Source organism: Mycobacterium kansasii ATCC 12478 (genome assembly GCF_000157895.3).
Classification (GTDB): Bacteria; Actinomycetota; Actinomycetes; order Mycobacteriales; family Mycobacteriaceae; genus Mycobacterium; species Mycobacterium kansasii.
Genome location: NC_022663.1, coordinates 2,071,172 through 2,085,700, shown reverse-complemented (window position 1 = coordinate 2,085,700; position 14,529 = coordinate 2,071,172). Strand labels below are relative to the sequence as shown.

Genomic DNA, 14,529 nt, shown 5'->3' with positions numbered 1-14,529 from the left:
GTCCGTCAGCCCGGGTCGATGATCCGCAATGCGATTCAATATAAACCGCGATACGGATCTTTGGAAGGAGTGATGGCTCCCGCGTTGCCAAAGGAAGGCTCGGAGCGCCATTCGGTCCAGAAGGTTGGCGGCAATCGCCGGGAGGTTGGGTGCCGTCGCTGAGCCTCGATCGTCGTGGTGGCGAGCGGAGAGCCGCGGGATCCGGGCCGTGCGCGAGCGGCGCGAGCAAGGTCTCGGACTCGTCTCGGTAGACCGATGTCGCCGCTGGCCTTGGTGAGCTGGTGCCCCCGGCAGTGTCTGGCGCCCCCGGCAGGATTCGAACCTGCGACACCGGCTTTAGGAGAACCTGCAAGCCCGTCTGGTCGAGACGCCGAAAGGGCATCCGAGCTGGCCATATAACGCCATCGCACACCACGCGAAACCACGGGATGTCGCGGATCACCGACCAAGCACCGACCACAGGCGGGCCGCACACTGATGGATATCAACAGTTAATGAAATGCGCTTGCACGCCGCGTCATTGCCGGCGACCGCGCGGAGGAGCGGGGGTATGCGCACATTGCGAATCGAACACAGCGGTTATCCATGACCAACTCCGCCATTTTCATCAGATGGATAGCGTCCCGTGAATTGGTGGACTTCGGATCTCGGCGTGGTTCCGCGTTGTGATCGACGAGTCTTGTTGAACGCTAGGTGGTTGGCGGCGATTACTGTGCGTAGCTCGACATCAGCCCGAGGCTTGATCTCCTTGTTTAACCGCTCTATCGGGTTATCTGCCAATGGGCCTTCGGGAACGCGGTGAACGCCAGCACATCGGTCTTGGCCGGCTCATCATGGCGGCCACCTTCGGGAACGACCCGGCCAGGGTGTCGGTGACGCGGTCCCATTGCGCGGCGACCTCGGTGGGGTCGGCATGGGCGAAGATCGTCTTGACAGCCGCGGTCACGCGGGGGCGTGTTTGGCAGCGACGGCAGTGTGTAAGTTTCGCATGAAATGCACCCGGCAGCGCTGCCACGAAGACCCGGTGAACTGCTGGGCCACAGCAGCTTTCAACCCGGCGTGGGCATCGGAGATGACTAGATACACCCCGGATAATCCACGGCCTTGAGCGAGGCCAGGAACTCGCGCCAGAACTCATAGGACTCGGTGTCGCCGACGGCGGTGCCCAGCACCTCGCGGATGCCCTCGATAGACACCCCGGTAGCCACTACCAGGGCCTGCGAGACCTCGTGCGCGCCGATGTGGACCTTGCAGAAGGTGGCATCGCACAACACGTAGGGAAACGTGGTGTGGGTCAGGCTGCGGGTGCGAAACGCCTCATTCTCCTTGTCCAGGCCCGCGCAGATGCGGGAGACCTCCGACTTGGACCCCCCCGACTGGGTACGACCTAACACAGCAGCTCGGCACAAGCCGCGAGTTTTTCAGGTCGAAGTAGCTAGGCGAACATCGGCGCAACAAATTTATCGACGAGCCGGCGCTCGGCATCGTCGTCTTCTCCTGGCCAGTACATCAGTGACACCACGACGCGAACCAGATACTTCGCGTCGTCAGGGTCATCGCCGGTGAGCCCCGTAAGGTCGCGAGCAAAGTCGGAAAGCTGCGGCATCTCTGCGAGCCAGGCCACTTCACCGGGGCCGCCACGACCGAGGTGATCATGAGTTGGCGTAGCGGCTCCGGCCGAATTTCATGAACTGTCAGGAAGATTGCGGTGCTGACCCGCTCCGGCCCACTCAACATCTGGACCGCCAAGCGCGCAGTTTCGGTGATGCGGGCCGCAACCCGGGCAACGACCCCGTCTTGGATTTTGGATTTGCCGCCAGCGTAACGGTAGAGGGGTCGCTCGCGAATGGGGGACACTGGAGGCCAACTCGTCGAGGTCGAGTGAGTTCATTCCGCTGCGTCTTATGAGGTCGATAGCGGCATCGTAGATCCGAGCTGCAGCGGCCAAGCGGCGATCGCCACCGACCACCCAATCCTCACCAGGTACTGCTCTGTCCTTTCCGTAGCGAAGGCCCAGTGCATTTTCTAGCACTTGAAACAAAGTTGACATTATTTATCGCTAAAGACGCAGGTCACCACATCGCGCTGAGACAACCCCGGTCGCACGCGCCGGTGGCCCATTTCAACTTGTCTCAAACCCGTTGACCTGCGGGTTTGCCATGTTCATGATCATTCGATCAATGCCTCTCGAACGGGGTGCTGGACATCGCGGATGCCGCCGATGGGCGTGACAGCCGGGTAGACGAGTGCCAACGCAGGCTCGTCGATTTCGGGTCACGAGTCGCTGAGGTGTGCGGCGTGAGGAAGGTTTGACCATGAGTTTCTTGGTACTGCCACCGGAGATTAACTCAGCGTTGATGCTCGGTGGCGCCGGCTCTGAACGGTTGTTGCGCGGCCGTGGCGTCCTGGAACGTCTGGAACGTGCCGTCGGGAGAATTGGATTTCGCCGCAGCCTCTTTCGGGGCGCTAACAACGGGGTTGGTAGGCGCCTGTCCGGCGTATTCAACGTCAACCCCGAAGTCTTATTCGGCGGTTCGGGCTACCAAAACGTCGGCTCCGCCATTTCGGGCCTGCTCAACCTCGGCAACGCCTCTCTCCGGCATCGCCAACATCGGCAACCCGGGCCTGAACTTCTTCGCCAGGATCTGAGCAATGACCGCCGCGTGCAAATGCAATGAGCATGACTCGGGCGGAGTCGGCAAGTGCCGCACCGCAATAGCCAAAATGTCTTCGACCCGCATGATGGAAGGAAAGTGACATGTCGTACCTGGTTGCCGGTCCAGAGTACTTGTCTGCCGCCGCAAATAGTCTGGCCGGTATCGGCTCGACCCTGGGTGAGGCAAATGCAGCCGCGGCAGCTTCTACGACCCGCATATTCGCCCCTGCGCTCGACGAGGTGTCGAAGGCTGCGACGGCGCTGTTTAGCCAGCACGCGCAGGCCTACCAGGCATTCAGTGCCCACGCGGCGAGGTTCCACGAGCAGTTTGTGCGAACTTTGGCTACCAGCGCGGGCTTATACCACAGCACCGAGACCTTCAACGCGCTGGGCGCCGCGGCGGCAACCAACCCGCTCACCGCGATGAATTCGGCGGCTCAAAACCTGCTGGCCCCGGTCAATGCGGTAAGCGCTGCGGCAAACGCCCAGTCTCTCGCACTTACCGGCCGCCCCCTGGTGGGCAACGGCGCCAATGGGGGTCCCGGCCAGCCTGGCAAGCCCGGCGGGTGGTTAGGGGGTAACGGTGGCCGCGGGGGTGACGGTCTGCCCGGCCAGCCTGGAGGCCGGGGCGGCGATGCGACGTTCGGCAACGGCGGGGCCGGCGGCCGCGGCGGGATTGGGGGCGGCGCCGGCGGCCATGGGGGCAATGTGCAGATGCTCGGCAACGGCGGGGCGGGCGGTGCGGGCGGAGTCGGTGCCCCCGGTGTAGCCGGCGTCAACCCGATTCAGAGCATTACCCAACCTGCGGCGTCTGCGGGCAGCGCTGGCGGCCCGGCGTCGTCCGGCGGGGCCGGAGCCGACGGTGTCGCCGGGCAGCCGGGCGGGGCGGGCGGCGCCGGCGGGATCGGCTCGACTTCTGTCCCGGGCGGCACCGGTGGCGGGGGCCACGGCGGCGACGGGGGCGACGGCGGTACCGGCGCGCCAGGCGGCGCCGGGGGGCGCGGCGGCGCGGGTGTGGGCGGGCAGCCCGGTGGCGGCGGCGGTGACGGCGGCGATGGCGGCGCGGGTGCGCCGGGCGGCGCCGGCGGCAACGGGGGCGCCGGGACCGGCATCACCGGTGGTGGCGCCGGTGGCGACGGTGGTGACGGTGGCATCGGCGCGGCCGGCGGCCGGGGCGGTGCCGGTGGACCCGGCGCACCGGGTGGCGCTGGCGGCGACGGTGGCGACGCCGCTGGCCCCAGAAGCGTAGGCGGGCATGGTGGCGCGGGTGGTGCCGGCGGAAACGGTGGGCACGGCGGCTCCATGGGTGGCAACGGGGGGGCCGGCGGCGTCGGCGGAGCCGGGGGTGCAGGTGGCGTAGGAGCCAATGGCGCCACCGGCGGCATCGGCGGACTTGGCGGCACGGTGGGTGCCAACGGCGGCGACGGAGGCGACGGTGGCGCTGGTGCGGCGGGTGGTCAGGGCGGCCTCGGCGGGGCAGGCGGTAATGGCGGCAACGGCGGCCTGTATGGCCGCGGCGGTGCCGCGGGCGCCGGTGGTGTCGGTGGTGTCGGTGGCACCGGCGGAATCGGCGGCACCGGCGGTGCCGGCGGCGGAGCCGTGGTCACGGGCACCGGTGGTACCGGTGGCGCCGGCGGCAGCAGCGGCGCCGGCGGCGTCGGAGGAATGGGTGGCCCCGCAGGATTGCCCGGGGCAGGCGGTCCTGCCGGCCCCGACGGTCCCGCCGGCCCGATCGGTGCGGCCGCACCCGGCGGACGCGGAGGCGCCGGAGGCGCCGGCGGGGTCGGCGGCCGGGGCGGCAGCGGTGGCACCGCGCTGCACGGCGCCACGCCGGGCGTTGGCGGCCCGGGCGCGAGCGGCGGTGCAAGTGGGGCCGGTGGTGTCGGCGGTCCTGGCAGCCCAGCTGGCAGCATCGGCGCCGCCGGTAAGGCCGGCCTCACCGGCAGCAATGGATCCACCGGTGCGAAGGCTCCCGTTTTGGGGTTCTAGCCTGCTGGCCATAACGCGGCATTTTGAATATACAGCGATTTCTGAATTTCGAAACCGCTATGCGTTAAACATGTGGCACACCCATATACAGACATTTGCTTGCGGTAGACATGAAAGCGGCATGATGGCCTTTTACTCAAGGCCGATCACAGCTAGGTCTTGCCTGATCCGAAATGCGGCGCACTATCGGTCTTCGCAGCGTGTAGTCGATTGACTATGTTGCGTAACAGAATATTTCGATTTTGCGTGGCCCCACTGCGGCGATGGGGTGACACCTATGTGTGCGACCAGCCTTTGAACGTTCGTTTGATTCGCGGAACTTCCACGAGATAATTGTTGAATAGGTTTGCTGCGTGCTATTTGCTTCACTTAGCAGTAAGGAGTTAATATCACAACGTCAAGTATGGATATGACCATTCTGGCGAAGGCGGCCGAATGTCCGTGTCGCTAACTAGCATGGAAGGATCACATGTCGTTTGTAATCGCAGTGCCCGACATCGTGGCGGCAGCCGCGGCGGACTTGACCAGCCTGGGTTCGACACTCGCCGAGGCCAACGCGACCGTAGCCCACTCGACAATAGAGGTGCTGACCGCGGCTGAAGACGAGGTGTCGGAGGCGATTGCGGCGTTGTTCTCCGCCCACGGCCGCGCCTATCAGGGGCTCAGCGCGCAGGCCGCCGCGTTTCATGCCCAGTTCGTGCAGGCCCTGACCGCCGGCGCGGGAGCCTACGCCAGCGCCGAGGCCGCGAACGCCGGACCATTCCAAAGCCTGCTGGGGGCGATCAATGCGCCCGTGCAGGCGCTGACCGGGCGCCCCTTGATTGGCGACGGCATGGCGGGAGCCGCGGGCACAGGACAAAACGGGGCGCCGGGGGGGTGGCTGCTCGGGAATGGCGGGGCCGGCGGGTCGGCAGCGGAAGGTACAGGCCAACGAGGCGGGGCCGGCGGGGCGGCCGGGCTGATCGGCATAGGGGGTACTGGTGGGGCCGGCGGGAGTTCAGCCACGGGTTTCGGTGGAGATGGCGGGGCCGGCGGCGCCGGCGGCTGGCTGTGGGGCAACGGCGGGACCGGCGGGATAGGCGGAGCCAGCACGTTCGCTGCGCCTACCGGGCCAGTCGGGTCGGGCGGGACCGGCGGGGCAGGCGGCGCCGGCGGGGCCGGCGGGCTGTTCGGCAGCGGCGGACTGGGCGGGGCCGGGGGAAGCGCATCGACCGCCGACGGCGTCGGCGGCTTCGGCGGCACCGGCGGCACCGGCGGGGCCGGCGGCACCGGCGGGCTGCTCGCCGGACTGGTCGGCGGCACCGGCGGGAACGGCGGAGCCGGCGGTGCGGGTGCCCTGGGGGGTACGGGCGGCGTCGGCGGCTCCGGCTTGTTAGCGGCTCCCAACGGTTTTCCTACGGTTAATCCCACCGGCATGCTTATCGGTTCAGGCGGTGCTGGCGGCGTCGGCGGCACCGGCGCCGTCGGAGCGGGGGGCTTGGGTGGTTGGGGCGGGGACGGCGGGCTCCTGTTCGGCAACGGCGGCACGGGCGGAAACGGCGGCACCGCCCCTGGCGCATTCGGAGGGAACGGCGGGAACGGCGGCGGTGCTCTCCTCTTCGGCAACGGCGGCAACGGGGGCAACGCCGGCGCCGGTCTCGGCAGCGGCTTTGGCGGCATTGGTGGGGCTGCCGGGTTGCTGTTCGGCGCCAAAGGACTCGACGGGTCGAGATAGTTGATCTACGCCCGCCGCCTTCTCTGCTGCCCGGGGATCGCCGATTGGCAGTAGCGCAACCAGTGTCCTGGGTCTGAACCGGGTTTACGCGTGTGGGCCAGGATTTCGTCGGGGGTCCCGCGCCGCCAACTGCGAGTGGTTTGCGACAACTCGTGCGAAATATGCTGCGGAACAGCTTGTTTCGAGCTGCACCCATGCGTCGGCGTTTGACGTCGTGGTCGCGCGGCGCGGCGCTACGCCGTTGGCCTCATGTACGTACATTCGGCGGCGGCAGGGTGCCGTGCTGTTCGGCGAGTACGTCGTAGGCTACAAGCGGTGGTGTCAGGGAGCGAGTGCTAGTTTCTTGCACTCGTTGCATTCGCTGGAAGTCACTGTGGTGATGCTGATTTGGCGTCGGCGCAGCTGTACCTGCAGGCGCGGAAGAATTCGTGGGTTGTCGAGCGCGATGTCTTGTTGATGGCCGCCATCTTCGCGCACGACTTCGACGTCGGCGTCGCAGTCCCATAGTGCTAGTGCCTGGCCGCTGTTGTAGCCAGATCGGTAATGAATGCCGGTGATTTCGGGTCCAGCGGGTTGGTCTTCGTAGATGGCGCGGGCCCACTGCTGTGTTAATGAGCGGGCTTCGTTGCCGTCGCCGAGGGCCGGCAGCGCGCCGATCGCCATTGCCGCGCCTTTTGCTGCAAGGTTGAACATCGCCAGCGTGGTGGTGGGGGCGATGATGGCAACCCGGTAGTTGGGGCAGATCGCGGCGATCCCCGCGTCGCCGAATACCTCGCATGCCGAAGTTGCCAAGTCCTCACCGACGTAGAGGACTCGCCGGCCCGTTGTGTCCACGACCGGAGGGTCCGCAGGCAGGTGATGGTCGAACCGCGCCGTTGGCCCATGTCGCCGGAAGGTAATGCCGTCGGGGACGTGTTTGCCTTGGTGATAGACCCGACACCACCACCAGCGCCCTGAGGCGGCCGGTGGATTCCACCTCCAGACTCGTTTCGCTTTGGGTAGCGGGCGTGAGGGCGGGCCGAGCTTTCTTACCATCCGGCCGCGGTCAGGTTGCGCGCGACCCTGATGACCGACCCGCTGCCGTGGGTGATCGCTTCCTCGCGCGGGGTGCGCCCGTCGAATTCTGGGTTAGGTCGCATCATCCATCGCGAGAGGCTCACGGGTCCGCCCGGAAAGGCTGCCTGTAGAACGTTCAGCTCGGGGAGGGTACCTGTGGTGTTGTCTGGGGCGAATTGCCAACGAGGCAGTCGCCATTCACGGCCCACCTTGATACCGACAAGCTTTCGTGATTCGAGTTTGTCGGTGATGCTTTGCGGGCTGATTCCTAGCAGTTCGGCGGCTGCTTCTCTGCTTATGCTGTTCGCAGCGAGGTCGCGTCGCTGCGCGAACTGCTCGGTGAGATCGGCAACGACTGCCTCGGCTGCGGTCATCGAGTCTGGCGCGGGTCCCCAGAAGCGCTCATCGAGGCCGTCGTCGGGCGATACGCTCACCGCCTCCTCTAGCCGCGCAAGCTCGGACTCGTTGGCTTCATTGACTAGAGCTTCCAACTCGGCACGCAACCGAGACTTGTCATCGGAGCTGGGATCGGCCGGTGACGGTGCTTCGTCGACTTTTTCGACCGCGATGATGGCCAGTCCGGCGTTCTGCAGGGCCTGCTCGAGTTGATCGCGTCCGGGGATGTCCCACGGCAGATTCTTCGGGAGTCGGCGAGTGCCACGCCTGCCGACGATCATGCGCTCAACCACCAAGATTTCAGCCATGTCTGCAGGATACGCAAGCTATGCTACCTACGCTAGGCCTGGGCCCTGGTTCGGCATGGTAGTCAGACTGGTGGTCCCGTTGAGCGCGTCGAAGCACGAATCAGTGGTGACAACGCTGAACCGCTGCGCGGCTCGTTCCCGACAGACCTGGACGACATCACTTCCCGACTCGACGCCGCGCCTTGATTGACTATCGCCCGCCACGGCACATCATCTGATGTCAATAAATCAGCGACCACAGCACCGACCAGAGCAAGCCAGGGTCGGTCGGCGGGCAACAAAAAACCAACGCTGACCTGCATCAACAGTGAGTGCCCCCGGCAGGATTCGAACCTGCGACACCGGCTTTAGGAGAGCCGTGCTCTATCCCCTGAGCTACGAGGGCGGAGGGACGTCTTAACTGACTAAACCTAGCTGAACCTTTCCCACGGTGTTCGGTCCGTCCTGATGCGATCCCAGACCCGCCGATACGAAGTGTCGACCCTGTCACGATGAGTGAAGTTCGGTATGCGACAGAAGACGACAAAGGGAGCCAAACGCAAGACCATCGCGGTTCGGCCGGTGGCGTCGCAGCCAGCAGCGGACCAGCGGGCCCGCTAAACCACCGCCAGCACAGGGCAGCCCAACCTACTGCATCGGTAGTCACACCGCCACGACGCGGATCAGCTTCTCCAGCCCCGCGAAGTCCTCGGCGTTTCGACTGTAGAGATCCAAGCCATTGGCGTGCGCCGTCGCGGCAATTAACATGTCCGCGAACCGGCTTCGCGGTTTTCGTCCTTCGTGCACCACGGCGGCAACGATGAGCCCGTAGCTGCGCACGGCGGCCCCGTCGAACGGAAGGGGCTCCAGCCGCGATTCGACCTCCTGCAATCGGGCCTGGCGTCTGGCCGCCTCGATCGGCGTCGTGGCCAGCAGCGGACCGGCGGCCAACTCGGCAACCGTAATGGCCGAGATCGCCATCTCGTCGGGCAGTGCGGCAACGATCGCCGGGTCGTGCCAGTCGATGACGACCGACGTGTCCAACAGGCCGGAGGTCATTTCACAGACTCTGGTCGATCAACCGGTCGAGGTCGGCGCGGAACTGACGATGATCAATGCGCACCGCTGTGCTGGCCAGTGCGGCGACTTCGTCGCGAGTGATGAATCTGCGGCGAACGGCCCGCAGCGGGCGAAGTTCGGCCACCGGTTCGCCGTTGCGCGTCACCACGAACGTCTCACCCGCGGCCACCTCATCGATCACCTTCGCGTTGTTGTTGCGGAGGTCGCGCTGGGGGATTGTCTTCGCCACGTAGCGAATCGTAGCGTATTCTGCGACGGCACGCTACGCCGGACCCCGCGCTGCACCAGCTGATCCGTCGAATGCCGCGCGGACGTCGGAATCCATTGCGACAGTGCCCAACAGCGGCTCCAGGATCGCCTCGTATCGTCTTCATGTCAGCGATCAGGTCTTCGGCACTCCAACCGGCACAACGCGTGGGCAATCCCGAGTTCGGCGTCGGTGACACTGCCGACGTCCCTGCGCGGCTGGCCCGGCGCAGCGGCACCAAATGCGTGAAAGTCGGCCATTGACAAAGCAATTCGACCCTAGTCGACGATGATTCCGCCGGTAAGGTTGGCAACCGTACCGGTCATCGCGGCGGCATGTTCTGAGGCCAGGAAGACCGCCGCCTGCGCGAGTTCGGCCAGGGTGGTTGCGCGTTTGCGATGGGTATTGGCGGCCATGGTCGCCGCGAATTCCTTGCTGGTGACGTGATACGCGCTGGCGTGCAATCCGAAGACGACGTCGATCGTCGGGGTTTCCTCGATGCCTGTGGTTCGCAGGCACACCGCACGCACCCCATAGGACGCCCACTCCGCCGAAAAGGCGCGGTTGAGCGCTTCCATGGGCCGCCCAGGCCGGACTCATCCCGCCCAGCAGCGGTATGGCCAACCGCGCCGGCTCCGGGGTGTGCATCAAGACCACGCCAGATTTCTGGCCGATCATGTGCCGGGCGGCGGCTCGACCGGTCACAAAATGCGCCCGCGCATAGGTGGTGATCGGCAGTGAGAAGCTCTCCACCGCCAGGTCGGTGAGCGGGATCCCTTGCATGCCCTGTTGCGGAATCCCGATGGCGTTGACGAAATATCGATCGTCCCCGCCGTGTCGACGACGGCGTCGAGGTGGTTGGTCACCGCCCGCTCGTCGAGGGCGTCGACCGGAGCCGCTTGCGCGGACCCGCCGGCAGCGCGGATCTCGTTGGCGAGCGCGTCGATACCGTCGAGGTGACGTCCCGTCACAAACGCGCGGGCCCCTTCGCGAGCAAACGCACGAGCCACCGCGCTTCCGACGGCTCCGCCGGCCCCTCACCCTGACCGGCGAGCGGATCTGCGCGCTCACCCGGTTCGACAACGACGTACTCCCGTCGTTCGGGCTGCCGCGATCGCTTCCCGGCTGACCGGCTGTTGCATGCACAGACCCATGCATGTATACATGCATTGTGGCCACCAAGACCATATCGATCGATCTCGACGCCTATGAGCGTCTTCGGGCGGCTCGGCGTTCGCCCAACGAATCGTTCTCCCAGGTCATCAAGCGGGCACATTGGCGCAACGAAATGCCCACGGCAGCAGCACTTCTCGATGCGCTCGCTGAGCTACCGACGGTTACCGGCGACGTTCTCATGCGCCTCGATGAAGCACAGCACGCTGACGCGCCACCTGAGGATCCATGGCTCCGCGGGTGAGCGTCGACACGACGTTTCTGATCGACCTGCAGCGCGAACGATCCACTGGCGACGACGGTGCTGCGCATCGATTCCTCAAACGCTCGCCGGACGCAGAGCTTTACCTTTCCACGATCGCGCTCGGCGAGTTCGCCGAAGGGTTCGACGGAGCGCAGCACCCAGTCCTCAACGCCATGCGCGAGGGCCATGTCCTCGTTCAGGTGGATGATCAGATCGCGTTTACCTACGCGAGAATCGTGCGTGAGTTGCGTCGCCGCGGCGAACTGATTGGCAGCAATGACCTGTGGATCGGTTGTACGAGTTTGCGTTTGGGTATCCCGATCCTTACCGCGAACGTGGCGGATTTCCGGCGCATCGACGGCCTGGGCATCGTGCAGTACTGCTGAACCCGGTGGCGCCTGCTGGTCCGAAGCTCGCCACGAACCGTTCAGCGTAGTTCCGCTATCACCTTCGCGAAGTTGTCCATGTGACTGTCCTGCACGGTGAACGACGTCACGCCATACCTGTCGCGATATCCGCCCAACGTGTCGGCGATCTCCCGCGGTGACCCGCTGAGAACCGAGTGCAGCGCCAGTATTTCCTCGTCGGACAAACCGGGCGTGTACCTGCGCGTCAGCGCCAGATTCGGGATGCGCTCACCCTCGGGCGGCACCGCCGTGATCGCCAGGTTCAGTTCGAGCGCATCGAACCGCTCGCCGGCGGCCTTGCGGACGAACTCGATCCGCTCGGCCAGCGGGTCTTCGGCGTCGTGAACCCTGGCGCCCGTCAGTCCGACGATGTCGGCGTGCCGGGCGGCCAGCGTCATCACCCGGTCGCCGTTTCCGGCGATCAGAATCGGAACCTCAGGATGATGTTCTTTGAGGTAGGCCGTCATGTGTTCGAGATAGTCGACCCGCGCTCCGGCGCTGGGGTAGGGCAACTCGGCGGCCTCGAACTCCTCGCGGACGTAACCGGTGCCCAGGCCTACCTCGAGCCGGTGGTCGCTGAGCAGGTCCAGCGCCTCGACCTCGCGACCGAGCAGGGCCGGCTTGTAGAACGCGGCATTGAGCACGTACATGCTCAGCCGGATTCTCGTGGTGACCATGGCCGCCGCGGTCAGCGTCGGAAAGGGCGCCGCCGCGCCGAGATGATCGGGCACACACAGGACGTCGAACCCGAGATCTTCGGCCCGCCGCACCTTCTCCTGCAGCGCGGACCGCGATTTGATGAAGCGAACGCTGAGTCCGAAGCGAAAGTCCTTGGCCACCAACAACCTCCGTTCACCCGCAACGACACTTACCAGGAACGCGCCGCGGCCACCAGTCCCCCCACCAGCGCCGCGGTGACCGGGGACAGGCCGTCGGCTCCCGGCAGGGGACTGCGCGGGCTGAGCCCCCGCACGCGCGCCGACAGCTCCAGTTGGGTTCCGCCGCCGCGTATCCGGTTGACCGGATTGCCGGAATGCAGGCCGCGCAGCTCCAACGGAATGGCCTCCAGATCGGTGACCACCTGGTAGCCGGGCAGCTGGAGGTGCCGGGCAAGGTGGGCGGCCAGCGCGCGGTTTCCGCCCCCGGCCAGCAGCTGCGTTTCCCGCCCGATGCGACCGTAGCCGTGCAGCGAGACCGCGACGTCGACGTGGTCCAGGAACTCCGCGAGCCGCGCGGACTCCGCCGGGTCGAACCGGGCCGAGGGTAGGTGATGCGGATATCGGTCGGGATGCCGAACGAGGTACACCGATGCGTCGGCGGCCTCGGCGGCGTGTTCGGCGATCACGTCGGTCATCTTTTCCAGGTCGCCGCCGTGGATCGCAAGAAAGCCGAAACGCGACCGCAGCCTGCTGACCTCGCGTACTCCGGGCTCACGCAACAGCGCCGAAAGTGATTGCGGCGCAGGCTCCGACGTGGCTCGCGGGTTGGCCCGCGGCCAGCGCGCGGGGTCCCAGCGGTGCAGAAAGTCGATCCAGCGTTGCGGTAGCCCATGGTGGACGGCGCCGCCGATGATGCGGGGCAGATAGCCGGGCCGGGGCGGGCCGGCAGTGACCCGGTGGTCGATGTACACCCAGGCCGGCGTCGGTCCGGTGTCGGTGTGCACGCTGCGCCGGTAGCGCCGGTAGCGGACCGGTACGCCTTCGGCGCTGTCCAGGGTGGCCAGGTCGCGGTCGGAGACCTGCCAGAGCACCCCGTGTACCTGGCTTCCGGTGGACGGCTCGACGGTGGCCACCCCGCGCTGGTTGATCAGCCAGTCGTGGTCCGACAGCACCGCCGGCCGCGGATCAGCCGCGTCGGGGCAGCGCGCCGCCATCTGGCGGACGCACAGGTTGGAGCCGTATGCGAAGTAGGGCTGGTGAGCGTTCACCATGAGATCGCGACGCGAATGCCGGGTAGCAAAGCTGACCTCCCGGGGGCTCAGGGACGACGACGTTACTCATCTTGCCCCACCTGCGGAAATGGCCATCCCAAAATGGGGTGATGGAGGCCGATTACCCCACCACCGTCAGGCAAATCAGCACCGCGTTGAGCAGGCTGATCATCACTGCGACGACCCAGCCGACGACGGTGGTGGCGCGGTGGTTGGTATCGCTGCCCATCACCTCCGGGTCGCTGGTCAGCCGGACCAGCGGCAGCACCGCGAACGGTATGCCGAACGACAGCACCACCTGCGAGAGCACCAGCGTGCGGGTGGGGTCGAAACCGATTGCCAGGATCGCCACCGCAGGGCACAGCGTGACCAACCGGCGTACCGCCATCGGAACAGACCAGTGCAGCAGTCCCTGCATGATCGTCGCCCCGGCGTAGGCGCCCACCGAAGCCGACGCCAGACCCGACGCCAGCAATCCGATCGCAAACAGCGCCGCGATCGTCGCGCCCAGCGTAGCGTGCACCGCGGCGTACGCGCCTTCGATCGACGCCGTATCGCCGCGACCACGCATGTTGAGCGCGGCGACCAGCAGCATGGCGGCGTTCACCCCGCCGGCGAGCACCATCGCTAGGCCGACGTCCCAGCGGGTGACCCGCAGCAGCCGGCGCCGGAACGGCCCCGGCTCGGGGTGCCCGTGGCGGTCGCGGGCCAGACCCGAATGCAGATACACCGCGTGCGGCATGACGGTGGCGCCCAGGATGGCGGCGGCCAGGAGCACGCTCTCGGTTCCGCGGAACCGCGGGATCAGCCCGGCCAGGACGGCATCCGACGGTGGTGTCGCGACGAAGAAACTGGCGGTGAAGCCGACGGCGATGATCATCAGCAAACCGGTGATGACCCGTTCGAACAGGCGCTGGCCGCGGCGGTCCTGAACCGTCAACAGCAGCAGCGAGATGACCCCGGTGATGATCCCGCCGACGGGCAGCGGCACGTCGAACAGGATGCGCAACGCGACAGCCCCGCCGATGACCTCGGCCACGTCCGTTGCCATTGCCACGATCTCGGCCTGCGCCCAGTAGGCGAGCCGGGCCGGACGGCCCATCCGCTTGCCGATCGCCTCGGGCAGCGAGTTTCCCGTGACCAGCCCCAGCTTCGCCGACAGGTATTGGACCACGCCGGCCATCACGTTGGCGGCGACGATCACCCACAGAAGTAGATAGCCGAACTGGGTGCCGGAGCTGACGTTGGCGGCGACGTTTCCGGGGTCGACGTAGGCGATTGCCGCGACGAAGGCCGGCCCGAGCAGATACCAGCTGGTCTTCAACGAGGCCCGGGTGTCCTGCGCCAACT

12 protein-coding genes, 1 tRNA gene and 4 pseudogenes are annotated in these 14,529 nt (G+C 66.4%); 5 read left to right on the top strand and 12 right to left on the bottom strand.

Going from position 1 to position 14,529, the window contains the following annotated elements; genetic code table 11:
* Positions 1-723 precede the first annotated feature (723 nt).
* A pseudogene (locus tag MKAN_RS08840) lies at positions 724-1,376 on the bottom strand (IS256 family transposase); the annotation flags it as partial.
* A gap of 59 nt (positions 1,377-1,435) precedes the next feature.
* A pseudogene (locus MKAN_RS08835) lies at positions 1,436-2,050 on the bottom strand (TetR/AcrR family transcriptional regulator).
* Between the two features lie 265 nt (positions 2,051-2,315).
* Between MKAN_RS08835 and MKAN_RS33210 the strand changes: the two are divergent.
* The 3 genes and pseudogenes from MKAN_RS33210 to MKAN_RS08820 form a co-directional block, all read left to right on the top strand.
* Positions 2,316-2,472, top strand: a pseudogene (locus tag MKAN_RS33210) (PPE domain-containing protein); the annotation flags it as partial.
* A 286-nt stretch (positions 2,473-2,758) separates the two neighbouring features.
* A complete protein-coding gene (locus MKAN_RS32530; protein WP_080674046.1) occupies positions 2,759-4,645 on the top strand; it encodes a PE family protein in 1,887 nt (628 codons plus the stop codon).
* 469 nt (positions 4,646-5,114) lie between these two features.
* A pseudogene (locus MKAN_RS08820) lies at positions 5,115-6,347 on the top strand (PE family protein); the annotation flags it as partial.
* Positions 6,348-6,680: 333 nt separating this feature from the next.
* Here MKAN_RS08820 and MKAN_RS08815 read toward each other — a convergent pair.
* The 7 genes from MKAN_RS08815 to MKAN_RS31820 form a co-directional block, all read right to left on the bottom strand.
* Positions 6,681-7,214 (bottom strand): RES family NAD+ phosphorylase, encoded by a 534-nt coding sequence (locus MKAN_RS08815; protein ID WP_332909376.1) that lies wholly within the window; start codon positions 7,212-7,214, stop codon positions 6,681-6,683.
* A gap of 173 nt (positions 7,215-7,387) precedes the next feature.
* Positions 7,388-8,119, bottom strand: a complete 732-nt coding sequence (locus MKAN_RS08810; protein ID WP_023367367.1) for an antitoxin Xre/MbcA/ParS toxin-binding domain-containing protein — start codon at positions 8,117-8,119, stop codon at positions 7,388-7,390.
* Positions 8,120-8,431: 312 nt separating this feature from the next.
* A tRNA-Arg gene (locus MKAN_RS08805) sits at positions 8,432-8,504 on the bottom strand.
* A gap of 257 nt (positions 8,505-8,761) precedes the next feature.
* Positions 8,762-9,157, bottom strand: a complete 396-nt coding sequence (locus MKAN_RS08800; protein ID WP_023367365.1) for a type II toxin-antitoxin system VapC family toxin — start codon at positions 9,155-9,157, stop codon at positions 8,762-8,764.
* Between the two features lies 1 nt (position 9,158).
* On the bottom strand, positions 9,159-9,407 hold the full coding sequence (locus MKAN_RS08795) for a type II toxin-antitoxin system Phd/YefM family antitoxin (RefSeq protein WP_023367363.1): 249 nt from the start codon (positions 9,405-9,407) through the stop codon (positions 9,159-9,161).
* A gap of 296 nt (positions 9,408-9,703) precedes the next feature.
* On the bottom strand, positions 9,704-10,003 hold the full coding sequence (locus tag MKAN_RS31825; RefSeq protein ID WP_023367359.1) for an SDR family oxidoreductase: 300 nt from the start codon (positions 10,001-10,003) through the stop codon (positions 9,704-9,706).
* A 123-nt stretch (positions 10,004-10,126) separates the two neighbouring features.
* Positions 10,127-10,435, bottom strand: a complete 309-nt coding sequence (locus MKAN_RS31820; protein WP_225722876.1) for an SDR family NAD(P)-dependent oxidoreductase — start codon at positions 10,433-10,435, stop codon at positions 10,127-10,129.
* 161 nt (positions 10,436-10,596) lie between these two features.
* On the opposite strand from MKAN_RS31820, the gene MKAN_RS08785 reads away from it, so the two are divergent.
* Together MKAN_RS08785 and MKAN_RS08780 are read left to right on the top strand one after the other, a co-directional pair.
* The gene (locus MKAN_RS08785) at positions 10,597-10,842 is read left to right on the top strand and encodes an antitoxin VapB family protein (RefSeq protein ID WP_036393881.1); all 246 of its coding nucleotides are present in this window, start codon (positions 10,597-10,599) and stop codon (positions 10,840-10,842) included.
* Positions 10,839-11,228, top strand: coding sequence for a type II toxin-antitoxin system VapC family toxin (locus MKAN_RS08780; protein WP_225722875.1), 390 nt, complete (start codon positions 10,839-10,841; stop codon positions 11,226-11,228). The genes MKAN_RS08785 and MKAN_RS08780 overlap by 4 nt, the downstream gene beginning before the upstream one ends.
* A 41-nt stretch (positions 11,229-11,269) precedes the next feature.
* Here MKAN_RS08780 and MKAN_RS08775 read toward each other — a convergent pair whose 3' ends face one another.
* From MKAN_RS08775 to MKAN_RS08765, 3 genes are all read right to left on the bottom strand, one after another.
* Positions 11,270-12,094, bottom strand: coding sequence for an LLM class F420-dependent oxidoreductase (locus tag MKAN_RS08775; RefSeq protein WP_023367353.1), 825 nt, complete (start codon positions 12,092-12,094; stop codon positions 11,270-11,272).
* A gap of 23 nt (positions 12,095-12,117) precedes the next feature.
* Positions 12,118-13,122, bottom strand: coding sequence for a poly-gamma-glutamate hydrolase family protein (locus tag MKAN_RS08770; protein WP_230589274.1), 1,005 nt, complete (start codon positions 13,120-13,122; stop codon positions 12,118-12,120).
* 178 nt (positions 13,123-13,300) lie between these two features.
* Complete coding sequence (locus MKAN_RS08765) at positions 13,301-14,527, bottom strand: Nramp family divalent metal transporter (RefSeq protein ID WP_023367349.1); 1,227 nt, start codon at positions 14,525-14,527, stop codon at positions 13,301-13,303.
* Positions 14,528-14,529: the final 2 nt, after the last annotated feature.